This is a genomic window from Nocardia amikacinitolerans (assembly GCF_900215415.1).
Lineage (GTDB): Bacteria > Actinomycetota > Actinomycetes > Mycobacteriales > Mycobacteriaceae > Nocardia > Nocardia amikacinitolerans.
Genome location: NZ_OBEG01000003.1, coordinates 672,919 through 697,342 on the forward strand (window position 1 = coordinate 672,919; position 24,424 = coordinate 697,342).

The 24,424-nt window shown below is 68.3% G+C and carries 17 protein-coding genes; 7 read left to right on the forward strand and 10 right to left on the reverse strand.

What is annotated here, in order from left to right; translation table 11 throughout:
* Positions 1 to 3: 3 nt before the first annotated feature.
* From CRP45_RS17445 to CRP45_RS17455, 3 genes are all read right to left on the reverse strand, one after another.
* Complete coding sequence (locus CRP45_RS17445; protein WP_067785959.1) at positions 4 to 843, reverse strand: alpha/beta hydrolase; 840 nt, start codon at positions 841 to 843, stop codon at positions 4 to 6.
* Positions 840 to 2,216, reverse strand: coding sequence for a M20 family peptidase (locus CRP45_RS17450; protein ID WP_097245940.1), 1,377 nt, complete (start codon positions 2,214 to 2,216; stop codon positions 840 to 842). The genes CRP45_RS17445 and CRP45_RS17450 overlap by 4 nt, the downstream gene beginning before the upstream one ends.
* Before the next feature lie 84 nt (positions 2,217 to 2,300).
* Positions 2,301 to 3,950: a CocE/NonD family hydrolase gene (locus CRP45_RS17455; RefSeq protein ID WP_245910184.1), complete on the reverse strand. Its 1,650-nt coding sequence runs from the start codon at positions 3,948 to 3,950 to the stop codon at positions 2,301 to 2,303.
* A gap of 214 nt (positions 3,951 to 4,164) precedes the next feature.
* Between CRP45_RS17455 and CRP45_RS17460 the strand changes: the two genes are divergently transcribed.
* Entirely contained in the window at positions 4,165 to 4,605 is a 441-nt protein-coding gene (locus tag CRP45_RS17460) for a TY-Chap domain-containing protein (RefSeq protein ID WP_143861475.1), read from the forward strand.
* A gap of 50 nt (positions 4,606 to 4,655) precedes the next feature.
* Here the strand turns inward: CRP45_RS17460 and CRP45_RS17465 are convergent, their stop codons facing one another.
* Positions 4,656 to 5,546: a tyrosine-protein phosphatase gene (locus CRP45_RS17465; protein WP_097245942.1), complete on the reverse strand. Its 891-nt coding sequence runs from the start codon at positions 5,544 to 5,546 to the stop codon at positions 4,656 to 4,658.
* Between the two features lie 554 nt (positions 5,547 to 6,100).
* Here CRP45_RS17465 and CRP45_RS17470 point away from each other — a divergent pair.
* From CRP45_RS17470 to CRP45_RS17485, 4 genes are all read left to right on the forward strand, one after another.
* Positions 6,101 to 10,630, forward strand: a complete 4,530-nt coding sequence (locus CRP45_RS17470; protein WP_097245943.1) for a HAMP domain-containing protein — start codon at positions 6,101 to 6,103, stop codon at positions 10,628 to 10,630.
* Complete coding sequence (locus CRP45_RS17475) at positions 10,630 to 13,017, forward strand: SpoIIE family protein phosphatase (RefSeq protein WP_097245944.1); 2,388 nt, start codon at positions 10,630 to 10,632, stop codon at positions 13,015 to 13,017. The genes CRP45_RS17470 and CRP45_RS17475 overlap by 1 nt, the downstream gene beginning before the upstream one ends.
* A gap of 131 nt (positions 13,018 to 13,148) precedes the next feature.
* A complete protein-coding gene (locus CRP45_RS17480) occupies positions 13,149 to 13,505 on the forward strand; it encodes an STAS domain-containing protein (protein ID WP_218841154.1) in 357 nt (118 codons plus the stop codon).
* Positions 13,502 to 14,431, forward strand: a complete 930-nt coding sequence (locus tag CRP45_RS17485; protein WP_097245946.1) for an anti-sigma factor RsbA family regulatory protein — start codon at positions 13,502 to 13,504, stop codon at positions 14,429 to 14,431. The genes CRP45_RS17480 and CRP45_RS17485 overlap by 4 nt, the downstream gene beginning before the upstream one ends.
* 83 nt (positions 14,432 to 14,514) lie before the next feature.
* Here CRP45_RS17485 and CRP45_RS17490 read toward each other — a convergent pair whose 3' ends face one another.
* Both CRP45_RS17490 and glnA read right to left on the reverse strand, forming a co-directional pair.
* Positions 14,515 to 15,219 carry a hypothetical protein gene (locus CRP45_RS17490; RefSeq protein WP_097245947.1) on the reverse strand — a complete coding sequence of 235 codons (705 nt, stop codon included), beginning with the start codon at positions 15,217 to 15,219 and terminating at the stop codon, positions 14,515 to 14,517.
* Between the two features lie 181 nt (positions 15,220 to 15,400).
* On the reverse strand, positions 15,401 to 16,837 hold the full coding sequence (glnA, locus tag CRP45_RS17495; RefSeq protein WP_067785941.1) for a type I glutamate--ammonia ligase: 1,437 nt from the start codon (positions 16,835 to 16,837) through the stop codon (positions 15,401 to 15,403).
* 390 nt (positions 16,838 to 17,227) lie between these two features.
* Here glnA and CRP45_RS17500 point away from each other — a divergent pair, with 390 nt between their 5' ends.
* Positions 17,228 to 17,680 (forward strand): RDD family protein, encoded by a 453-nt coding sequence (locus CRP45_RS17500; protein WP_067785939.1) that lies wholly within the window; start codon positions 17,228 to 17,230, stop codon positions 17,678 to 17,680.
* A gap of 121 nt (positions 17,681 to 17,801) precedes the next feature.
* Here the strand turns inward: CRP45_RS17500 and CRP45_RS17505 are convergent, their stop codons facing one another.
* The 3 genes from CRP45_RS17505 to CRP45_RS17515 all read right to left on the reverse strand — a co-directional run bounded on the left by CRP45_RS17505 (position 17,802) and on the right by CRP45_RS17515 (position 21,518).
* Complete coding sequence (locus CRP45_RS17505) at positions 17,802 to 18,353, reverse strand: dihydrofolate reductase family protein (protein WP_097245948.1); 552 nt, start codon at positions 18,351 to 18,353, stop codon at positions 17,802 to 17,804.
* Between the two features lie 163 nt (positions 18,354 to 18,516).
* Positions 18,517 to 19,260 (reverse strand): DUF4191 domain-containing protein, encoded by a 744-nt coding sequence (locus CRP45_RS17510; RefSeq protein ID WP_097246129.1) that lies wholly within the window; start codon positions 19,258 to 19,260, stop codon positions 18,517 to 18,519.
* A 56-nt stretch (positions 19,261 to 19,316) separates the two neighbouring features.
* Positions 19,317 to 21,518: an elongation factor G-like protein EF-G2 gene (locus CRP45_RS17515; protein ID WP_097245949.1), complete on the reverse strand. Its 2,202-nt coding sequence runs from the start codon at positions 21,516 to 21,518 to the stop codon at positions 19,317 to 19,319.
* A 268-nt stretch (positions 21,519 to 21,786) separates the two neighbouring features.
* On the opposite strand from CRP45_RS17515, the gene CRP45_RS17520 reads away from it, so the two are divergent.
* The gene (locus CRP45_RS17520; RefSeq protein ID WP_097245950.1) at positions 21,787 to 23,637 is read left to right on the forward strand and encodes a vWA domain-containing protein; all 1,851 of its coding nucleotides are present in this window, start codon (positions 21,787 to 21,789) and stop codon (positions 23,635 to 23,637) included.
* A 63-nt stretch (positions 23,638 to 23,700) separates the two neighbouring features.
* On the opposite strand, the gene CRP45_RS17525 is transcribed toward CRP45_RS17520, so the two are convergent.
* On the reverse strand, positions 23,701 to 24,150 hold the full coding sequence (locus CRP45_RS17525; protein WP_097245951.1) for a hypothetical protein: 450 nt from the start codon (positions 24,148 to 24,150) through the stop codon (positions 23,701 to 23,703).
* Positions 24,151 to 24,424: the final 274 nt, after the last annotated feature.

Sequence of the window (24,424 nt, forward strand, 5' to 3'; positions counted from 1 at the left end):
ATCTTACGGCTGGGTAACGTGCGCCTCCAGCCATGCCACCACATCGATCAGCACTCGATCTTGCTCCGGCTCGTTGAAGATCTCGTGGTAGAGCCCCTCGTAGCGGATGACGGTCAGGTCTTTCGACCCCGCGTCGCGTTCGATCAGATCCGAGCTGGACGGCGCGGCGAGAGCGTCCGCGGTGCCGTGCATCACCAGCAGCGGAACGGTGAGCTTGTCCAGCCGCTGCTTGACCGTTGCGGTCGCGTTCAAAATCTCGGTGCCGGTGCGCGCGGGCAGCTTGCCGCGGTAGACCAGCGGGTCGGCGTCGTAGGCAGCGACCACCGCTGGGTCGCGGCTGATCATCGACGAATCCAGTTTCAGCACACCGAGATTCGGCGTCAGCTTGGACAGCACCGGTGCCAGTAGTCGCTGCACCGGGTTGCCGACCTCGATGTCGAGCGGCGGCGCGGAGAGCACGATGCCCGCCACGTCGATCGGCGCGCGCGTGGCCAGGTAGAGCACGATCAGGCTGCCCATCGAGTGCGCGAGCAGGAACTTCGGCACGCCGGGGTGTTCGCGGGCGGCGATGTCGAGCATGCCCTCGACGTTGTCGGCGGAGCCCTCCATCGAGCCGATGTTCGCCTTGCTGCCCGCCGACTTGCCGTGGCCGAGGTGGTCGAGCGCGTAGACCGCGAAACCCGCTTCGGCCAACCGCTTCCCGACGTGGGCGTACCGGCCGGAATGCTCGGCGATGCCGTGCACCAGCACGATCACCGCCTTGGTCGTGGTCTCGGGAAGCCAAGCGCGCCAAGCGATCCGGCTGCCAGTGCCCTCGAAATCGCCATCCTCGGTGCGGGTCACCTGCGCTCCTCTCGGGTCGATCCGTGCGCGAGTTCCTCGATCAGCCGTCGATTGAACTCGATGAGCCGAGCGTAGTTCACTCGGGAGATGCGCTCGTCCGTTCCGTGGATTGTCGCCAGGTCGGCCTGGGTCAGCACGATCGGCGCGAAGTTGCACCGGGTGGCGGCGAGGTCGTCGTAGTGGCGTGAGTCGGTGGCGCCGGGCACCAGGCCGGTGGTGACCGCGACGCCGGGAACGATGTGCTCGGCGAGCCGGGCGATCAACTCGAACGCGGGGCCGGGCGCGGTGGTCCGCGACGGTTCCGACGACATCCCGACCAGCTCCAGCTGCACACCGGGATCGCGAATCACCTTGCGGCAGTGCGCGAGTACCCCGGCCACCGAATCGCCGGGCAGGATGCGGAAGTTGACGAGCGCCTCGGCGCGCTGGGGCAGCACGTTCGCCTTCACACCGCCGCTGATCACCGTCGGTGCGGTGGTAGTGCGCACCAGCGCCTCGGTCTGCGGGCGTGCGGCCATGATCCGGGTGATCATCGGTCCCGCGAGCCCGGCGATGCCGAGCAGCCGCCTGCGCGTCTCCGGCATCGCCGCGCGCAGGCGCGACAGCATGTCGGCGATCACCGGCGTCAGCCGCAACGGCATCGGATGATCCTGCACCCGTCCAACAGCCCTGGCGATCCGGCCGACGGCGGTCTGCCTGCCCGGCATCGAGGAATGCCCGCCGGTCTCCTGGACCCGCAGCCGCACGGTGGCATAACCCTTCTCGCCCAGCATGATCGACGCCACCGGGCGGTCCACGCCGTCGGCGACGCCCTCGGTGATCACACCGCCCTCGTCCAACAGCAGATCCGCCCGCACCCCGGCTTGGCGCAGGTGCTCCGCCATCCGGACGGCGCCTTCGTCGCCGAAGATCTCCTCGTCGTGCCCGAACGCGAGGTAGATGGTGTGGCGGGGTCGCAGGCCCTCGGCCAGCGCGGCTTCCACCGCCTCCAGGATGGCGATGAGCCTGCTCTTGTCGTCGATGGCGCCGCGACCCCAGACGAACTCCTCGTCCACCACGCCGTCGAAGGGCGGATGCGTCCAGCGGCGCGCGTCGTCGACCGGCACCACGTCCTGGTGGGCGAGCAGGATCGCGGACACCCGATCCGGCGCGGTGCCCGGCCAGCGGTAGAGCCTGCTGTGGCCGAACAGTTGGAGTTCGAGTTCGGCGTGCACCAGCGGGAACGAGCGCTCCAGGTGCGCGGCGAGCTGCTCGAAGGCTTCGTCGGCGGCGCCGGTCGGGTCCTCGGTGGAGATCGTGGCGCAGCGCAGGGCCGCGGCGAGCCGCTCGGCGACGCGGTCGTCGACGTCGGTGGGAGTGGTCTCCGGCGTCATCGGGCACCGGTGGGGTTGGTGAGCATCACTGCATTCTTCAACACTCGGCGCGAGACGGGAGACCGACCGGTCGGACGGGCGGGGTCATCGTGCCCGGGGCAGGTCGATGGCGGTCGCCGGGTTGTTCAGGATGTCCGGTGCGACGGGGAAGGTCTTCTCCGTCCGCCATCTGGCGTGCCAGTCGGGCGTGCCGCCGGGGAGATCGGGGCTGCGCGGCGCGGCGAGCACGGGCAGTTCGAGGCGCGCGGAATGCACGGTGACGGCGGCATTGCTCGGCGCGTGCGACCACACGTCGTCGATCACGTCGGTGATCTTCGCGCCGAGCCGGTGTCCCGCGGCCAGCGGCCAGTCCTGAGCCAGCAGCCGGATGTCGGTGTCCGGGCGGACCGGGGCGATGCCGCGGGTGATGATGGTCGCGCGGTCGTCGGGGGCGATGTCGTAGAGCTCGACGGTGACCGTGGCGGACTCGGGACCGGCGAGCTGGAGCCGCGCCGTCGCCACGCCCGACAGGTGCGTCGGTTCCGCCAAAGGTTCTGATACCGACCAGATCTCGCGGTCGCGGCCGGGCAGCAGCCCGCGGTCGGTGTAGGTGCCGGTCCGCAACTGCACGGTGACGCGCTCGGAATCGGCGGGCGGCCAGGCGGTCTCGGAGCGCCAACCACCGTCGAACTGGCCGACCCTGATCCGGGGGCCGGGCACCTCGACGTCCTTGCCCGCGACGTGCCGGTCGAAGAACGCCATGAGCTCGGCGTCGAAAAACGGTGTGCCGCACTTCTCGTGGCAGTCGGTGTGACCCCACTGGCCGAACCAAGCGCGGTGTTCGCCGGGCCCGAGGCCCTGCCACATCTCGAAGACGCGATCCGCCCGCGTGTTGCCGTCGAGGAAGCCCTGGCTCACGAACAGCGGAATGGTGTTGCCGCGCAAGTCGTCGACCAGGTCGCGCTCGACCCATCCGGGGTTGGTCGCGTCGTGGTCGGTGGTGAGGTCGACGTAGCGCTCGGCGCAGCCCGGCGGCATGCTCACGGCGTTGGCCTGGTATTCGGGGGAGTCTTCCCAGTGCGCCGGGGTCGAGGCGATCGCGAGATGTTCCAACCCGACCTGGTCGGCGGGACGGATACCGTTGTCGGTCACCGGTTTTCCGGAGAACTTCCAGGAGACGCCGCGCATGTACAGGTACGAGTACGGGTCGACCACCGGCGCGAACGCCGCCACCGCGGCAAGGCCTTTCGGCTTGGCCGCCAGCGCCAGCATGCCCGTCCACGCCTCGTACGAGGTGCCGGTCATGCCGACCCGGCCGGTCGACCACGGTTGCGCGGCCGCCCATTCCACCGCGGTGACCACGTCCGAGCGCTCGCCGGGCCCGCCGTAGTCCGGACAACCGTTCGAGCCGCCGAACCCGCGCAGATCCACCAGCACGTAGGTGTAGCCCGCGCGCAGCGCCTGCTCGACCGGCAGGTTCTCGACGGACGGGCCGCCCTCCGGCAGCGGATGGGTCAGGTAGGCCAGGTGCGAGCGGTACGGGCTCACCGTGAGCAGCACCGGCGTCTTGGCGTCGTCGGCTATCCCCGGCGGGCGCAGCACGTCGGCGTGCAGGCGGGTGCCGTCCGGGGCGGTCAGGTAGGTCTGCCACCAAGTGAACGGCGCGCCGGGCGGTTCGGCCACGGCGGGCACCGCCATCCCGAGCATCAACGCCACCCCGGCCGCCACCCGCGCCACCACAGAACCCACTCGCACCAGAGGACTATCGTGCCTCACCTGGGCTTGCGTCCAGCCCCGGAATCTGGGGTGCGGGGGACCGCTCGGCGGCCGCGGCGGTGAGACTTGTCGCCGAACCGCATCAATCCCGCGAACCTTCCATCGCGCCACCAAGATTCACTCTGGTGTCTGAGCCAGGTCGGCGTATGATCGGGCTCCAGTGCGATCGACCGGGGGAAAGATGAGCGAGCCGGTGACCACGGATTGGGACCGATTCGTGCAGGCACTGGCCCGCTGTCTAGCCCAACTGCCCTCGCGCGCGACACTGATCATCGCCGCGCCCGGCAACCGCTACGTCCAATTCGTGCAGTACGACATCAAGCTGTCCGCCGAGCTCGCGGGCAATCGCTATCTCGACCGGCCGATGTCGTCCGCCGCCGAGCGCATGCTCCGCGAACTCGGCTGGCAGGAACCGATTTCCCGCCGCGAGATCGACAATTGGCAACGCAGCCTCTTCTGGCCGCTCGCCGAAACCGTGCTCGTCGAATTCGCCCGCTCCGTCGCCCTCGGCCTGCACCACGCCCTCGGCGTCGGTGCACCCACCGAACTGCGCGCCATGGGCTGGACCGAAGCCTCCGGCGACCTGGACCTCACCGTCCTCGGCCTCATCTCGAAACCCAGCACGAACAACTGAACACCACCGAGCCCCCACCACCCGGGTGGTGAGGGCTCGGGAGCGGGGTGTCAGCCGACGAGGTTCTTGCGCAGTTTCAGGATCGTGCCCGGATCGAGGCCGAGTCCCTGGGTGAGGAACTTGCCGAAGTCGCCGTAGTTCTGCTCCATCTGCTGGATCGCGGTGTTCAGGTAGGCGTCGCGCACCTCCTGCAGCGGGATCAGCAGGTCTGGATTCTGCATCAGCCCAGCCTGTTTCACCTGCTCCCGCAGCTTGGCGTCGGCGGCCGCGCGGTACTGGTTGGACAGCAGGTAGTCCTGGCGCGCGGTGCGTTCCGGCACGCCGACGGCCCGCAGCACCACGTAGGTGAGCCAGCCGGTGCGGTCCTTGCCCGCCGTGCAGTGGTAGAGCGTGGCCCGGTCGGAGTTCGCCAGATCGCGGATGGTCTGCCCGAACGCGTTGCGGGAGGCGTCACTCAGGAAGCTGCGGTACACGCCCGCCATGATCTGCTCGGCCCGTCCGTTGCCGAGCAACTCCTCCTGCTTCTGCGGATCGCGCGACTGGATCGCCTGCAACATCTGCTGGAACAGACCGGTGTCGTCGATCGGCCGCGCCACCGCCTGGACCCCCGCGGGCAGCTTGTCCGGCCCCGCGAACTGCACCTCGGCCGGAGTCCGAAGATCCACGGCCGCACGCAAATTCAACGTCCCGAGTTTCTGCACGTCCGCCTCGGTCAACTTCTCCAGCGAATCGGCCCGAAACGCCTTGCCCGACTTGACCCTTTCCCCGTCATATGTCCGATACCCGCCGATATCCCGAACATTGACGGCCCCCTGTAGGTCGATCCGCGTCGCCGACGCCTCCACCGTCGGCTCGGCCACCGCGCTCGGCGGAAGGGGAGTGAAAACGAGGGCCAGCGCACTGAACGCCGCACCGATGAGAGCAATGAATGAAATCTTCATGCCGGGCGACACTAGAACGCGTTCTAAGGAACCTCTCAGGTTCGCGTGACCCCACCCGCTCACCGGGACTCGCGACCCGCCCAGCGGTATTCGTTCTTACCCCCGCACCGCCGCCTTTCGCCCCGGCAACTCGGTGGCATCCTCGAAACCGTAGCCGACCCATGACTTCTGGCCGTTCGCGGGGCCGAAACCGGGTGGCTGCCCGCGCTGAACGAATCTGTGAGACCGGGCGAGGCTGGCTTCTCAACCTCGCCCGGCACCAATGGCCTAACCGCTAACCGCCCCGAGCAAACACACCATCCCCGCCCCGGCCGCGGGCGTGCGCGCCCAAGCGCCTGCCACGCGGGGTCGGCTGCGACTCGACACCGGTCTGATCACCTGTGCGCCAATGGTTTCGCCCAGGAGTGTTAGGAGACAGTAAAGTACCGCACGGCGGGTGTTCAGCAGCCAGCACCTCGCCGCTCGCCAGCGACCCCGCCATGCGCGGTGCCGCAGCGTGTGGCGTGCCCATTCGGACCGGGACGGTCCGAATCGGGACCGAAGCGAGGATGGCAATGACGGATACCGCGGCACCGGCCCGCACCGCGCCGCAGCAGGCTGTGGCCACCGATCAAGTCGAGCTGCGCCAGCTCTTGGCCGGATTGACGGCAGTGCGTGATGGCGATTTCGGCACGCAGTTGCCCACCGACGCCGAGGGTTTGCTCGGCGAGATCGCGACGGTGTTCAACGGCATGGTGGACCAGCTCTCGCTGTTCACCTCCGAGGTCACCCGCGTCGCGCGCGAGGTCGGCACCGACGGGCGGCTCGGCGGTCAGGCCGAGGTGCCCGGTGTGTCCGGCACCTGGAAGGACCTGACCGACTCGGTGAACGCCATGGCGGGCAACCTGACCAGCCAGGTGCGCGACATCGCCCAGGTCGCCACCGCCGTGGCGCAAGGAGACCTGTCGCAGAAGATCGATGTCGACGCGCGCGGGGAAATCCTCGAGCTGAAGAACACGGTCAACACGATGGTCGATCAGCTGTCGTCCTTCGCCGACGAGGTCACCCGCGTGGCGCGGGAAGTCGGTTCCGAGGGACAGCTGGGCGGCCAGGCCGAGGTGCCTGGCGTCGGCGGCGTCTGGCGTGACCTCACCGACTCGGTGAACTTCATGGCGGGCAACCTCACCGACCAGGTCCGCAACATCGCTCAGGTCACCACCGCGGTGGCGCGCGGCGACCTGAGTCAGAAGATCACCGTGAGCGCGCGGGGCGAGATCCTCGAGCTGAAGAACACCATCAACACGATGGTCGACCAGTTGTCGTCCTTCGCCGACGAGGTCACCCGAGTGTCCCGCGAAGTGGGCACCGAAGGCATCCTCGGGGGTCAGGCGGACGTCAAGGGGGTCTCCGGCACCTGGCGCGACCTCACCGACTCGGTGAACTTCATGGCGGGCAATCTCACCGCGCAGGTGCGCTCGATCGCCCAGGTCGCCACCGCGGTCGCCGGTGGCGATCTGACTCAGAAGATCCGAGTGGACGCGCGGGGGGAAATCCTCGAGCTGAAGAACACCATCAACACGATGGTCGACCAGTTGTCGTCCTTCGCCGACGAGGTCACCCGCGTGTCCCGCGAAGTGGGCACCGAGGGCAGGCTGGGTGGGCAGGCCGACGTCAAGGGCGTCTCGGGGACCTGGAAGGACCTCACCGAATCGGTCAACGTCATGGCCGACAACCTCACCGCGCAGGTGCGTTCGATCGCCCAGGTCACCACGGCGGTGGCGGGTGGCGATCTGACCCAGAAGATCCGGGTGGACGCGCGCGGCGAGATCCTGGAACTCAAAGAGACGATCAACACGATGGTCGATCAGCTCTCCTCGTTCGCCGACGAGGTCACCCGAGTCGCTCGCGAGGTCGGCACCGAGGGCAACCTGGGCGGTCAGGCGACGGTGCGCGGCGCGTCGGGCACCTGGAAGGATCTGACCGACAACGTCAACGTCATGGCCTCCAACCTGACCAACCAGGTGCGGTCGATCGCCCAGGTGGCGACGGCGGTGGCGCGCGGCGACCTGAGTCAGAAGATCACCGTGGAGGCCAAGGGTGAGGTCGCGGCGCTGGCCGGCGTGATCAACACGATGGTCGACACGCTGTCGGCCTTCGCCGACGAGGTCACCCGCGTCGCCCGCGAGGTCGGCACGGAGGGCATGCTCGGCGGCCAGGCCCGCGTGCCGAACGTGGCTGGCACGTGGAAAGACCTGACCGACAACGTCAACTCCATGGCGAACAACCTGACCAACCAGGTCCGCAACATCGCCCAGGTGACCACCGCGGTCGCGCAGGGCGATCTGACCCGCAAGATCGACGTGGACGCGCGCGGGGAGATCCTCGAGCTGAAGACCACGATCAACACGATGGTCGATCAGCTCTCCGCGTTCGCCGCCGAGGTCACCCGCGTCGCCCGCGAGGTCGGGTCGCAGGGCCGGTTGGGCGGTCAAGCCGAGGTCGAGGGTGTCTCGGGCACCTGGAAGCGGTTGACCGAGAACGTCAACGAGCTGGCGGGAAACCTGACCCGCCAGGTTCGCGCCATCGCCGAGGTCACCAGCGCCGTCGCGGAGGGCGACCTGACCCGCTCCATCACTGTCGAGGCCTCCGGCGAAGTCGCGGAGCTGAAGGACAACATCAACTCGATGGTCGAGTCGCTGCGCGAGACCACCAAGGCGAACCAGGACCAGGACTGGCTCAAGACCAACCTGGCCCGCATCTCGAGCCTGATGCAGGGCCAGCGTGACCTGCACGTGATGGCCGAGCTGATCATGGACGAGCTGGCGCCGCTCGTCTCGGCGCAGTTCGGCGCGTTCTACCTCGCCGACGACACCGACGAGCGGCCGGAGCTGCGATTGATCGGCTCCTACGGGAGCCCGGAGGAGCCGGGCGGTGCGACCCGGTTCGTCTTCGGTCAGTCTCTGGTCGGCCAAGCCGCGCGCAGCCGACGCACGATCGCCGTCGACGACGTGCCCGGCGACTACGTCACCATCTCCTCCGGGCTTGGGCAGACCGCACCGGTCAACCTGCTCGTGCTGCCGATCGGGGTGGAAGACCAGGTGCTCGGCGTGATCGAGCTGGCCTCCCTGCACCGCTTCACCCGCATCCATCGAGACTTCCTCGACCAGCTGATGGAGACGGTGGGTGTCAACGTCAACACCATCATCGCCAACGCGCGCACCGACGAACTGCTCGTCGAATCCCAGCGCCTGACCACCGAGCTCCAGGCCCGCTCGGAGGAGCTGCAGGTGCGGCAGGAAGAACTGCAGCGGTCCAACGCCGAGATGGAGGAGAAGGCGGCGCTGCTGGCCAGGCAGAACCGCGACATCGAGGCCAAGAACCTCGAGATCGAGCAGGCCAGGCAGGAACTGGAGACGCACGCCCAGCAGCTGGCGCTCGCGTCGAAGTACAAGTCGGAGTTCCTGGCCAACATGAGCCACGAGCTGCGCACGCCGCTGAACAGTCTGCTGATCCTCGCGCAGCTGCTCGCCCAGAACCCGACCCGCAACCTCACGCCCAAACAGGTCGAGTACGCGGCCATCATCCACTCGGCGGGTTCGGACCTGCTCCAGCTGATCAACGACATCCTCGATCTGTCCAAGGTCGAGGCGGGCAAGATGGACATCACGCCCGAGCGCGTGCCGCTGCGCAAGCTGCTGGACTACGTCGAGGCCACCTTCCGGCCGATGACGACGCAGAAGAGCCTCGGTTTCCGCATCACGACCGCGCCAGGCCTGCCCTTGGAATTGCTCACCGACGACTCCCGGCTGCGGCAGGTGCTCGGCAACCTGGTGTCCAACGCGGTGAAGTTCACCGAGACCGGATCGGTGGAGCTGCGCATCGAACCGTCGGAAGCGCGGGAACTGCCCGCCGCCGTGCGCAGGCACGGACCGGCCATCGCTTTCCGGGTCATCGATACCGGCATCGGAATCGCCGCGCACCAGTTGGAGTCGATCTTCGGCGCGTTCCAGCAGGCCGACGGGACGACGAGCCGCAAGTACGGCGGCACCGGACTCGGCCTGTCGATCAGCCGGGAGATCGCCTATCTGCTCGGCGGGGCGATCACCGCGGAGAGCGCTATCGACCAGGGCAGCACATTCACCCTCTATCTCCCCGTCGCCCGCCCGGATTTCCAGGAGGCGCCCTACCACGACCGCGAGGACGCACAACCGGCCGACAACCGCCCGCAGCACACGCCGACTCCCGCCGCACCGCAGCAGCAGCGCAGGCTGCTGGTCGTCGAGGAACGCCCGACAGGACTGCTGTCGCTGGTCGCGCAGAGCGCCGTGGCCGACCTCGCGGCGGGCAACGATCCGCGCGGCCCGGTCCAGATCGTCGGTGCGAACGGAGTGGAGGAAGCCGCGGCCGCGCTGGCCGCCGAGGCATTCCACTGTGTGGTGCTGGAGCTGGACATGCCCGATGGAGCCGCGCTGCGGTTCCTGGAGACGATGGACGGCGACGCCGCGTTGAGCAGCGTCCCCGTGCTCGCCCACAACCGCAGGCTCGACGCCGAGAACGAGCGGCTGCTGCGCGAGCGCATCGCGCGCCAGCCGCTGGAGCTGCTGTCCAGCCTGGACGAGCTGCGTGAGCGAATCGCGTTGCACGTCACCGCGGAAGCGCCCGGCGACGTGCCTGCCCTCGTGCGACGGGAGGAGACACCGGCCGCCGCGCCGCGACAGCCGGTGGGCGAGCTCGCCGGGCGCACGGTGCTCATCGTCGACGACGACGCCCGTAACCTGTTCGCGCTCAGCAGCATCCTCGAACTGCACGGCATCGGCGTGCTGCACGCCGAGAACGGGCGCGAGGGCATCGACAAGCTCCTCGCCCACCCGGAAACGGACCTGGTCCTGATGGACGTGATGATGCCCGAGATGGACGGCTACACCGCGACCGCGACGATCCGCGAGATGCCGCAGTACGCGAATCTGCCGATCATCGCCGTGACAGCCAAGGCCATGTTGGGCGATCGAGACAAGAGCCTCGCGTCGGGCGCCAACGACTACGTCACCAAACCCGTCGACGCGGACGCGTTGCTCGCGTGCATCCAGCACTGGCTGCGTGCCTGATGACCGATTCGGATATCGGCGAGGTCGCCCCCGGAGCGACGTCGCACGGCCGTTCGGCCTCGCAGCACACGGTCACCCGCCTCGCCGCCACCGTGGAGCGGTTGCGCAAGGAGGTCCAGCACGCCCAAGCCACCGCCGACGGGCGGGCGCTGATCGAGATGGCCAAAGGCGTTCTGATCGAACGGCTTCGGTGCGGGCCCGCGCATGCCGCGCGGCAGCTGGACATCCTGTCCGGGCAAGCGGGCGTCACGCCGCTGGAACTCGCCGCCGACCTGGTCAACCAGGCAGCGCAGGACGAAGTCAGTGCCGCGGTGGGGCAGTTCTTGCTGAACACCGCAACGCCGGGCGAGCCGACGACGGCCGTACGACTGCGCACCGCCGAGAGCGGGCTGCTCGCGGCGGGCGATACCCAGCGCGTGGCGGAATCGGTGCTGGAGCACGCCGTCGCGCCGCTGGGTGCGACCGCCGTGGCGATTTGGGCCGCGGGCACCGACGCGTCGCTGTCCCTGGTGGGTTTCGCCGGGATCGGCGCGCACGAGGCCGAGCGTTGGCGTTATGTGCCGCCCGGCCTTGCGACCCCGGCGCGGCAGGCGCTGGTGAATCGCGACGCGGAGTGGATCGAGAACCTGAGCACGGCTGGTCTGCCCTCGATCGGCGACCGGAATGGTGGCAGGGCGGCGATCCCGGTCGGCGCGGGCGGCAAACTGCTCGGCGTGCTCGAGGTGTGCTGGCCGCATCCGATCGAGCCGCAACCGCCCCAGGTGCGCAGGCAGTTGGAAGCGCTGGCGGAGTTGTGCGCGCACACCTTGGAGTCGGACCTTGCCGCGGTGCGCGCGTCGGACCGGCCCGACATCGCGGATCTCGTGCGACTGGCCGACGGCCTGTTCGACCCCGCGCTGGTGCTGCTGCCTCACCTCGACGACGAGGGAGCCCTCGCCGATTTTCGCATCCACCACGTCAACCCCTGTTTCGTCGACCCGGCCGGGCGCGCCAGCGGCCTGATCAGGGGCACGTTGCTGCTCGAGACATATCCGATGGCCGCGAGCGAGGGTCGACTGTTCGAGCGGATCGAACACGTCTTCGCCACCGGCGAGACCTACCGCGCCGAGCGGATGATGCTGACCGAACTGGTCGACCAGGTACCGCTGACCGTCTCGGCCGCGCTCAGCATCAGCCGCCACGGCGACACCGTGCTCATGGTGTGGCGGGTGGAGGACGAGGCGGCGCGACTGGCGGCACTGTTGCAGCACGCCCAGCGTCTCGGCCGGGTCGGCGGGTTCGAGGAGAACGCGGCCACCGGCGAAATCACCTGGAGCGACCAACTTTTCGCCCTCTACGGACTGGCGACGACGGCGGACCCCATACCGCTCGCGCAGCTGCCCGGCCACGTCGACGACGCCGACACCGACGCGGTGCGGCGGTTCCTTCGGACACTGCTGCGCTACCGCCGCCCTGCCTCCACGGCCTTCCGCCTGATCCGGCCGGATGGCGTGACAAGGCATATACGGATCAGCGCCGAACCGGTGCCCGACGCGGCCGGGCACCTGCTCGCCATCCGCGGCGTCTACCAAGACATCTCGTCGCAGCACTGGACCGAGATCGCGCTCTCGGCCACCAGGGACCGGCTCACGCACACCGAAGAACAGGCCGCCGAGCAGAGCCGCCTCGCGCGGCAACTGCAGCAGGCCATCATGCCCGACGCGCAGCCGTCCACGGAAGCGTTCGGGCTGCGGATCGCGGTGCGCTACCAGCCGACCGAGCAAGACCATCTGGTCGGCGGCGACTGGTACGACGCGATCGTGTTGCCCTCCAAGAAGATATTGCTGTCCGTCGGCGACATCACCGGCCACGGAATCACGGCGGCTACCGGCATGGTGGTGCTGCGCAACGCCCTGCGCGGTCTCGCCGCCACAGGCGCTGGGCCCGGACAGATGCTGACATGGCTGAACCTGGTTGCCCACCACTTGACCGACAGCATCTTCGCCACCGCCATCTGCGGCCTCTACGACCCGCAGACCCAGGTGCTGCGCTGGGCACGCGCTGGCCACCTCCCGCCCGTGCTGATCCGCGCCGGTCGAGCGTCGACCCTCCCGGTGATCAAGGGCATGATTCTCGGTGCTGTGGCGGAAGCGACCTATGAGGAAGCCGAACTCCAGCTGGAACCGAACGACACCCTGCTGCTCTACACCGACGGTCTCATCGAACGCCGCGACCGCCCTTTGGACGACTGTGTGGAACAACTGCTGACCATCTCGGCCGAATTCACCGGGAACCTGGACGAACGCCTGGACCACCTGCTCGACAGCAGCGACGCCGACACCGACGACGACACCTGTGTGGTCGGCATCGAGGTAGGCCAGGGTTCCGAACGGGACGGCAACCGGTGACACCGCCGGGCCGATCCCAGGTGACTGGCAACGTCGGCCACCCGGATACACTGTGCCGCTGGAAGGCTCGTCCTTCCGCTGCTCGTGGCTGTGACGGTAGCGGCGGCCGATGGTGACGAAGGAGTCCGAGCGTGGATGCACCACACGCGGTGGGTGAGTCCGAACGGGCGCTGCCCGTGCCTGCCGAGCTGGTGGTGAGCCCGCTGCCCGATCGCCCCGGGGTTCGCGCCAGCGGCGAGATCACCGCGGTCACCCGCTCGCCCTGGGAAGACGCTCTTGCCGAGTTGGCCAGGCGGCACACGAACGTCTCCTACGTCGAGCTGTCGGATGTGGCCTACATCGATGTGTCCGGGGCGACGGCGCTGGCGGCGACCGTTATGAGCTTGTCCGCCGGGCGGGTGGTGGTGGAACATCCGCCATCGTCGTTGCCGCGGGTACTGGAGATGTTCTGGCCGAACCTGAATCGAATCGAGGTGACGCCGCGATGAGTGCAGTGGCCGCAAGCGAGGCGTTCGAGCATCCTGCCCTGTTCTACCGCACCGAACAGGAGTACACGCGACAGACGGTGTCGTTCCTGCGGGAGGGCATGGCGGCCGGTGAGCCGATGGCCGTCGCGGTGCCCGGCCCCAACCTCGAACTGATACAGAACGGGTTGGGCGCGGACGCCGACGGCATCTTGTTCCTGGACATGACCGAAGCGGGCCGCAACCCAGGACGAATCATTCCCAAGGTGCTCAGGGGATTCGCCGACTCGCATCCCGAGGGGCGGGTGCGCATCATCGGCGAGCCGATCTGGGCCGGACGCAGCGCGGTGGAGTACCCCGCGTGCGCGCAGCACGAAGCGTTGATCAACGCGGCGTTCGAAGGGCGCGCGGTGACGATCCTGTGCCCCTACGACGAGGCGCGACTGGACGCGGGCGTGCTGGCCGACGCGCGGGCCACCCACCCGACCGTCATCAGTGACGGGCTCGAGGTGGCCAGCGACGTCTACGACTGGCAGTCGATCGTGGCCCGCTACAACGAGTCGCTGCCGCAGGCGCCGAATGCCGCCGTCTTTTCCTTCGGCGCGGACGAGCTTCGAGCGGCCCGGTACTTCGCCGTCGAGCAGGCCGGGAAGCTGGGCCTCACGGGAGTGCGGCTGCAGGATGTCGAGCTCGCCGTCGGGGAGCTGACGACCAACAGCGTGGTGCACGGCGGCGGAAGCGGGACTTTCGCGATCTGGGCCGAGCACGGGCAGCTGGTGTGCGAGGTGCGTGACGGCGGGCGCCTGACCGACCCCCTGGCCGGTCGCAGACCGCCTCAGCCGGGGCAGTTCGGTGGCCGAGGGTTGATTCTGGTGAACTACATGGCCGATCTGGTGCGCGTGCACACCGGCGATGACGGCACGACGATTCGCTTCTATCTCGGCCTCTGACTCAGCGTGCGCAGGGCACTGATCACTACCTCGAGGCCCGCCGAGCCGAAGAACGTCACCCGCGACAGATCCATGACGAGCGCTCAGAAGTAGACGCCAGGGAAGCAATAGCCCGTGACGAGTTGACGGTCGCCGTAGCGTACGGCGGCCGGATCCCAGTGCGCGCCAAGTCCTTCGATGAAGGCTCGCGCCACCTCGAGGTCGGCTCGGTCGGCGATGAAGATCAGCGTGCCGTCCTCGGTGACCCAACCGCCGCCTATCCGTTCCCGCGCCACCGGGTCGGCCATCAGCGCGTCGTGCACACGGATCAGGTCGACGCCTGGGACGCGGACGAGGAACCCGTCGGCTCGCTCGTCGTCGGCGGGCAGGTACTCGATGCCGAGGACGGCTTGCTGGTTGTAGCGCACCCGGAGGTCGTCAGCGATCCAGCACAGGTTGTCGCGGCCGGTGCAGGCGAACTCGAAGCGGCGGGCAGGTTCGTAGGTGATCTGTTGGGATTGCTCCGACCAGCGCACGCCGTCGACGGGTTCGGAAGAGACCGGCAGGCCCGCCTCCATGACCGCGGTGAGGTGGACCTCCAGCTCGAACTGGGTGAGCGGGTCGTCCATGCGGGGATCGGCCGGGTCGGTGATGGTGGCGGTGTTCCAGGTGCCGAACAGTTCCGCGGTGGGTTGCCACGGGTTGCCGGGCGCACACGACCAGGGGCCGTACGCATCGGCGGTGCCCGAGCCCGCGGTGAGCAGAGCACCGATGATCATGGCGATGGCGGCGATTCTGCTAGCGATCATTTCCGTCACTACTCCCTTGGGCGGGGTCGAGGAAGCGACAAATGCTGGAGATTCAGAATCAATCGAATGATATTGCGATGACGAGGGCCATCGTCGCGGCACGCGCGAGTATGTCCGAAACGGGACGAGCCCTCCCGCACCGAAGTGCGGAAGGGCTCGAAACGTCTTGCCGTACGACGACTTACACGTCGAAGTACAGTTCGAACTCGTACGGGTGCGGACGCAGGTTCACCGGAGCGATCTCCTGGGTGCGCTTGATGTCGATCCAGGTCTCGATCAGGTCCGGGGTGAAGACGTTGCCCTCGGTGAGGTAGTCGTGGTCCTGCTCGAGGCGGTCGATCACCGACGCCAGGCTGGTGGGGGCCTGCGGGATGTTCTTGGCCTCCTCCGGCGGGAGCTCGTAGAGGTCCTTGTCGACCGGGGCCAGCGGCTCGATCTTCTTCTTGATGCCGTCCAGGCCGGCCATCAGCATGGCGGCGAAGGCCAGGTACGGGTTGCCCGAGGAGTCCGGCGCGCGGAACTCGATGCGCTTGGCCTTCGGGTTGTTGCCGGTGACCGGGATGCGGACCGCAGCGGAGCGGTTGCGCTGCGAGTACACCAGGTTGATCGGGGCCTCGTAGCCAGGAACCAGACGGTGGTAGGAGTTCACGGTCGGGTTGGTGAACGCCAGCAGCGACGGCGCGTGGTGCAGGATGCCGCCGATGTAGTGACGCGCCATGTCCGACAGGCCGCCGTAGCCGGCCTCGTCGTGGAACAGCGGCTTGCCGTCCTTCCACAGCGACTGGTGCACGTGCATGCCCGAGCCGTTGTCACCGAAGAGCGGCTTCGGCATGAAGGTGACGGTCTTGCCTTCCTTCCACGCCGTGTTCTTCACGATGTACTTGAACAGCTGCAGGTCGTCGGCAGCGTGCAGCAGGGTGTTGAAGCGGTAGTTGATCTCCGCCTGGCCCGCGGTGCCGACCTCGTGGTGGCCGCGCTCGAGCTCGAAGCCCGCGTTCTGCAGGTTGGTCGAGATCTTGTCGCGCAGGTCGACGTAGTGGTCGTACGGCGCGACCGGGAAGTAACCACCCTTGTTGCGAACCTTGTAGCCGCGGTTCGGGGTGCCGTCGAGGTTGAACTCGGCGCCGGTGTTCCAGGAGCCCGAGATCGAGTCGATCTCGTAGAAGGCGCCGTTCATGTTCGACTCGTAACGGATCGAGTCGAAGATGTAGAACTCGGCCTCGGGGCCGAAGTACGCGGTGTCGGCGATGCCGGTCGACCGCAGGTACTCCTCCGCCTTGCGCGCGATGTTGCGCGGGTCACGGGAGTAGGCCTCGCGGGTGAACGGGTCGTGGACGAAGAAGTTCAGGTTCAGCGTCTTGGCGGCGCGGAACGGGTCGATGCGCGCGGTGGTGTAGTCGGGGAGCAGGAGCATGTCCGACTCGTCGATCGACTGGAAGCCGCGGACGGACGAACCGTCGAACGCTAGACCCTCTTCGGCAAGGTCGGCCGTGAAGGCCTTGGCCGGGATCGAGAAGTGCTGCTGCACACCGGGAAGATCGCTGAAGCGGATATCGACGTACTCGATGTCCTCTTCCTTGATGTACTGGATGACCTCATCGGCCGTGCTGAACGTCACTTGTTCTCCTTACGGATCGGTTCCCAGCCAGTGTCGATTGCATGGGTTCGTCGCGACCAGACGCTATGGACGCGGTGTTTCCCTACAGTCAAGGCTGTGTTTCGCCAGTGTTACACGTGCGGCTGGTCGAGTGGTGATGGCCACCCGGGCTCGCCAAGCATGGTAGTCCTGCTGTTCACGACGCGTCCTGTGAGGCTGAACTCCCCTTGGACGCGGCCGGGCGGAGTGCGGTCACCGCATGTCAGGCGCTGTCGGACGCGTTCCGTCCGCAAACCCGCGCCGGGCCGAGGGCGGGCGGGGCCGCCGCCGATCAGGCGCTGTCGGACGCAGTCCGTCCACAAACCTGCGCATGGCCGGAGCGGATGCGGAGGTACGCCTATCCTGGAGGCCATGGCGCGCATCACCGGATCCTGGCTTTCCGGACCTTCGGCGGACCCCGGGGACCCGGCTACGCCCGAGTTTCCCGGCGAACACCTCGGCCTGCCCCGCGACGGCGCCGGTTCGCTGGCCGGGATGGGCCGCCGGATCGCGGCGCTGTTCGTGGACTGGATGATCGCCGTCGGCGTCTCGGCCCTGATCGTGCGCGGGGTGAACGCGAATCTTCCGCTGCTCATCTGGTTCGTCATCGGCGTCGCGGCGGTCACGCTGTTCGGCTTCACGCCGGGGCAGTACTTCCTGCGATTGCGGGTCATCCGGATCGACGCGGCCGCGCCGGTCGGGTTCGTTCGCGCGTTGGCCCGCCAAGTGCTGCTGATCTTCGTGGTGCCCGCGTTGTTCACCGACGGAGACGGCCGCGGTATGCACGACCGCGCGACCGGCACCGCGCTGGTCAAATCGCGCTGACGCGGCCAGCGCCTCGGATCGCTGCCACACGCCTTTCGCACGCCTCACAGAGGCGGTGCCTATGTAGACCGTGCGCAACGTGTGTGGGACCGGCTGGGGTGTTGCGGGCTACGAACGGGACTCAGTCGACGACGTAGCGCAGCATCACCGCGGTGTCGAACTGCCTCGTCTCGGCCAACCGGAGCGGGATGCGTTTGTCCAGCGAGGGGAACATCGGTGTGCCGCCGCCGAGCACCATGGGCGAGACGAACACCTGGTACTCGTCGATGAGCCCGTGCGGCATCAGCGAGGCAGCGAGAGTCGCGCCACCGACTTCGATGACGCCATCGCCTCCTTCCTTGAGCCCGCGCACCTCCTCGACCACGTTCTCGCTGATCAGCGTGCTGTTCCAGTGGACCTCGGTGAGCGTCCGGGAGACGACGACCTTCGGCTTCTCCGTCCAGAGCCTGGCGAACTCACGCTCGATCGGCGGCGCGTCCTCGGGCACGTGCGGCCAGTACTCGGCCATCAGCTCGTAGAGGCGACGGCCGTGCAGCGAGATCTCGATCTGGCGGTAGCGGTCGTTGTGGAACTGGTGCAGCTCGTCGTCCGGGTTGGTCCAGTCGATGCTGCCGTCGCGGTCGTTGATATAGCCGTCCAGGGACATGCCGATCCCGTAGATCAGTTTCCTCATGACGGGTAGACCTCCTGCGCGCTCGAAACTAATCGGCTCTCATCGGAAAAGCTGTTTCGCGGCTCGCCGGGTGGATCGCCCCGCTGGGTGGATCGCCTCGGGTGCCCGGAAATGACGAAGGCCCGTGTCCCCAATCGTGGAACACGGGCCTCGCGAAACTGGATCAGCGCCTGCGAATGGTGCGCTGCACTCCGCGCATCTTGGCGCCCGCGGGCATCGGACCCTTCGGCAGCGCGGGCCCGCTGCGCGAGCTCAGAGCGGCGAGCCGGCCTTCGATGTTGTCGATGCGCTTGGTGTCGATGTTGCGCGGCAGCTTGGTCAGGTAGCGCTGGAGTTCCTTCAGCGGGACCTGGCCTTCCTCGTTGCCGATGATGACGTCGTAGATCGGGGTGTCGCCGATGAGCCGCGCGGTGCGCTTCTTCTCCTGGGCGAGCAGCGCCTTGAGCCGCTGCGGCGAACCCTCGCCGACGAGGATCACGCCGGGCAGGCCGATCACGCGGTGCACCGCGTCCAGCTGGGTGGTCGCGGCGACGCCGTTGCTGACCCGCCACTTGCCCTGCAGGTTGTCGAGCACCCACGCGGCCGCGCCCGCTTGGCCCTCGGCCTTGGCGTAGACGTTCTTCTGCACGCGACGTCCGAAGACGATGAACGCCACGAGCACGCCGAGCAGGAGGCCGATCGGAAGCAGGAACCACTGCAGATCGAAGATCAGACCGATCACCAGGAACAGCACGGTGATGCCGAGCACCGCGCCGATCATCAGGGGCAGCAGGAGCTTGTCTTCCTTGCGCTGCATCTGGAACGCCTGCCAGAGCTGCTGGCGCCGCTCCTTCGACGCCTTCTTGCGCGCCGCCTTAGCCGCGGCCTTCGCTTCCTTCGACGGTGTACCGCCCTTGCCTGCTGCCATGTGTTTCAGAATAGTGGCCGCCGAGCTCGCCATTCGCGCCGGGACGGCGGTCGTATTCAGGCCTTGGCGTTTTCCCGGAGCGCCCCCGCGATCTGCGACGGCATCGGCTCGTGCCGCGCGTAGGTCCTGCTGAAATCCCCGGTCCCGTGCGACAGCGAACGCAAGTCGATCGCGTAGCGGCTGAGTTCCAATTCCGGCACTTCCGCGCGGATCCTGGTGCGACCGGTCCCGTGCGGTTCCGTGCCGAGCACCCGTCCGCGACGGCTCGACAGATCGCTGAGCACCGGCCCGAGGTAGTCGTCGGAGACCACCACCCAGACCTCGGCGAACGGCTCCAGCAGGTCGATGCCCGCCACGGCCGCCGCCTCACGCAGCGCCAGCGCGCCCGCCGTCTGGAACGCGGCGTCGGAGGAGTCGACCGAATGCGCCTTGCCGTCGAAGAGCGTGACCCGCACGTCCACCAGTGGATACCCGGCGGCCACCCCGCGTGCCGCCTGCGCACGCACCCCCTTCTCCACCGAGGGGATGAACTGGCGCGGCACCACGCCGCCGACCACCTTGTCCACGAACTCGATCCCCGAACCGCCGGGCAGCGGCTCCACCTCGATCTCGCACACCGCGTACTGCCCGTGCCCGCCCGACTGCTTCACGTGCCTGCCGCGCGCGGTCGCCTTGCCCGCGAACGTCTCTCGCAGCGCGACCTTGTGGTCGACGGTGTCCACCTGCACCCCGAACCGGGTGCGCAGCCGCTCCAGCGCGACATCGCGATGCGCCTCGCCGAGACACCACAGCACCAATTGGTGTGTCTGGCTGTTGTTTTCGACGCGCAGGGCGGGATCCTCGGCGGCCAGCCGCGCGAGTCCCTGCGAGAGCTTGTCCTCGTCGGCCTTGCTGTGCGCGCGTATCGCGATGGGCAGCAACGGATCCGGCATCGGCCACGGCTCGATCACCAGCGGCTTGCCGGTGCCGGAGAGGGTGTCGCCGGTCTCGGCGTGACCGAGCTTGGTGACGCAGGCGATGTCACCCGCGATGGCCTCGCCCAGCGGGCGCTGCTGTTTGCCGAACGGCGCGGTCACCGCGCCGACGCGCTCGTCCACGTCGTGGTCCGGATGCCCGCGATCGGCCAGACCGTGCCCGCAGACGTGCACGGTGTCGTCGGCGTGCAGGGTGCCGGAGAAGATCCGCACTAGCGAGATCCGGCCGACGTAGGGGTCCGACGCGGTGCGAATGACCTCCGCGGCCAGCGCGCCGTTCGGATCGCAGGCCAGTGGTGTCGGCGCGGCGCCGTTGGTCGCGGGCGCCGCCGAGACGATGTGCTCGGTCGGCGCCGGAAAACCGCCGGTGATCAGGTCGAGCAACTCCATCGTGCCCAAGCCCTGCCGCGCACCTTCCGGAGCGGGTGCGCCGAACAGCACCGGATGGAAGCTGCCGCGCGCCACCGCGCGCTCCAGATCGGCGACCAGCGTGTCGAGCTCGATGTCCTCGCCGCCGAGGTAGCGCTCCATGAGCGACTCGTCCTCGCTCTCGGCGATGATGCCCTCGATGAGCCGATTGCGCGCCTCGTCCAGCTCCGCGGCCTGCTCCGCCGAAGGCTCACCGCGCACCCCTTCACCGGAGGCGTAATCGGCCACGCAGTTGGGCAGCAGCTCGATCAACCCGGTGACCGGCCGATGACCGTCCACACCGCGCGGCCCGTACACCGGCAGATGCAGCGGAAGGATGTTCTCCGACGCCCCGCCGCCGAGCACGTCGCGGCACGTCTGCACCATCTCGTCGAAGTCCGCGCGCGCGGTGTCCAGGTGCGTGATGACGATCGCCCGCGGCATGCCGACGGCCGCGCACTCCTCCCACAGCGCGCGCGTCGCCCCGCTCACCCCTTCGGAGCCCTCGGCCGCCGAGATGACGAACAACGCCGCGTCCGCCGCGCGCAACCCGGCACGCAACTCACCGACGAAATCCGCGTATCCCGGCGTGTCCACTAGGTTGACCTTCATCTCCTGCCACGCCACCGGCACCACCGACACCTGCACCGACCGGTGCTGCCGATGTTCGATCTCGTCGTAATCCGACAGCGACGTGCCGTCCTCCACCCGCCCCGCGCGATTCACCGCGCCCGCCGTCAGCGCCATCGCCTCGACGAGCGTCGTCTTCCCCGCCCCGCTGTGACCGACCAGGACCACATTTCGAATGCGTTCCGGCCGATCCACCGTCACCACTCTGCCGTTGCCTCCGGCAGGTCCACTCGATTTGTCCACCATGTGTCACGCTTCCTCGCCTCGACACCGCGGTTGTATCGAGCTTCCCACCATCGGGAGGTGTGCGTCCACGAATCGGGGGAGAAGGGGGAAGGAGCTGGGTGCACGATCCGCTGGTCCGAGGTGGTCGAACAAGATCGTCTCGGCGGCGCTGGGAACATACTGGATCGACAGCGACAGGTGGCTTGTGCCACCTGTTTTGGGGCTGGAGGGTGGGTCGCTCCATCGGTAACGTCTGTCCGGTTTCATCCGGGTAGCCGAAATCGAGGATATGTCGAGATATCGCACGCTGACCGCGGCACTGACCGCCGCGGCACTCACCTTTCCGCCCGCAGTGCTAGCGGCCGTCGCGCACGCCGAACCCGGCCAGTACGCCCCGACCATGCTCATCCTGGACGCGTCCGGGTCCATGCAGCGGCCCGACCAGGGCGCCACGATGATGGACTCCGCGAAGCAGGCCGTGCGCACCTTCGTCGACTCAGCGCCCGCCGAGGCACAGGTCGGGCTCACCACCTACGGCACGGGCACCAGCAACGACGCGGCCGACAAGGCGGCAGGCTGCCGCGACGTCCAGATCCTGCGGCAGCCGAACACCATCGACAAGACCGCGCTCACCAGCGCCGTCGACGGTATCCAGGCTCGCGGCTGGACGCCCATGGGCACCGCGCTGCGGCAGGCCGCCGACGCCCTGCCGTCCTCGGGGCCGCGCTCGATCGTGCTCGTCTCCGACGGTGACGACACCTGCGCGCCGCCCGACCCGTGCGACGTCGCCAGGGAGCTGAAGCAGAAGGGTGTCGACCTCGTCGTCCACTCGATCGGTTTCGCCGTCGACGACAAGGCGCGCGCCCAGCTGACCTGCATGGCCCAGGCGACCGGCGGCACCTATAGCGACGCCGCCGACGGCGCGGCGCTGGAACGCATTCTGCCCCGGGTGAGTTCGGCCGCCCTGCGCAACTACCAGGCCACCGGCACGCCCATCACCGGCACCGACGGCTACCAGACCGCGCCGGTCGCGAAGCCGGGTCAGTACCTCGACACCATCGGCCAGCACGAGAAGCGTTTCTACGCCGTGGATTTGCCCGCGGGCGCGACCGCCTACTTCACCGGCATCGTCTCCTTCCCTCGAACGACCGGCGTATCCGTCACCGACGACATGGGCGTGCTGGAACTTCGCGTCTACGGCCGCGACGGCACCGATTGCAACGTCAGGGAACGGGAGCTGGAGACCGGCGCAAGCGACGGTGTCGCGCTCACCGTCAGCAGCACCTTCGAGGGGGCGGCCGCGACGCCGTCCGGCGGCAGTTCGGACAAGTGCAAGGGCGGCGGCCGGTACTACTACGAGCTGAACTGGGACATCGCACCGCAGGGCGCACCCGCACGCCTGCCGGTGGAGATCCTCGTCGGCATCGAACCCGGCGTCACCGATCCGGGGACGACCACGCTCGGCGAGGCCACCACGTTCACCGAGCCGACCGGGATCGCGCGGCCGGTCAGCGGTGGCGGGTCGTTCACCGTCGCCTCGACGCTCGACGGCAGCGGCAAGTACACCGACACCGTGCGATCCGGCGAGTACGTCTTCTACAAGGTGCGGCTGGACTGGGGCCAGGGCCTGGCCTACCGGGTGCGCTTCGCCGAGACGGGCGGGGCGGGGTACACCTCGGCCGCGAATGTCGAGACCACGCTGTACTCGCCGCTCGGCCGCCGGGTCGACTCCGACACCAACGCCTACACCGGCCGGACGGTCGCCGAGCTGGAACTCGCATCGGTGCCGATCCGCTACGCCAACCGGGACGCCAACGACTCGGAGGTCCAGCGTCAGTCGGTGGCCGGGTGGTACTACATCGCGGTCAAGGTGGGTCTGCCGTCCGGCGCGACGGCGATGCCGCCGACTCCGGTCGAGTTCGATCTGACCGTCGCCGGTACGCCGGAAGCGGGACCGACTTACGTGACCGGCAGCGCCGACGTCCTCGGTGAGGAGTCCGGGCCCCGCGCCGATCGGCCGGTGGCAGTGAGCGGTTCGAGCTCGGATACGCCGTGGGCTGTGGTCGGCATCGGTGTCGGCGTGGTCGCGTTGGTCGGCATCGGGGTGGCGATCTGGTTCGTCGCCCGGCGCCGCGCTTGATCCGTCCCGAACCCGCTGGCACCCGAATTGGATTGGGTGTCAGCGGGTTCGGTGTTTCGGGTGTCAGGCCGAGATGGTCCCACTCCAGGACGTGAACGACCGTCCCTTCGACTGGCAGGTGAAGCTCCCGTGGAACCCGCTCTCACAGCGGGCGCCCGCGTACTCGATGTAGGGGCCCCATTGGCCGTTCCCCGTCTTCACGTCGTTCAGTGACGGATTGCCGCCGGGCAGCGTGTACGTCGCCCCGGCATCGAACATCGGGTGCGCGGGCAGCCACGGCTGATCGATCACGATCTCGTTCACCGTCAGCAGGAAGGGCAGGAAGCTGTACTGCAACCGCGTCGGTGATCCCAGATCGCAACCGACAGTGCCGTTGTCGTAGATCGCGCAGTTCGTACTGCCCGCGCTGAAGTACACCGGCCCCGGATCGGCTTGGGCGGTCGCCGCCAACACCACCGGCGCCACAGCGGCGGCCGCCGCGACCCCGGCGATCTTCCTCACGATGCGTTTCATAGGTAGATGCTCCTCGGACTGGATGTTGCCGAACAGGTCGTCGGGTCTGTCGAACCCGGGAAGGTATTCGTTTCAGTCGGCAGGATCGGACCGGCCTCGTCGGAAGTGGGCGGACTTCGGAACGTGCGACGGGCGTGTCTCGCCGACATGCCGACCTTGTCGGCCCTCGTGTCGCCAATCCCCTGTTCTTGCAGTGCCTTTCGATTCGCAGTCGGGCGCGGCGACGAATAACGTTTAACCGTCGATTGGTCTGGGACGCGATGGAGGTGGCCGC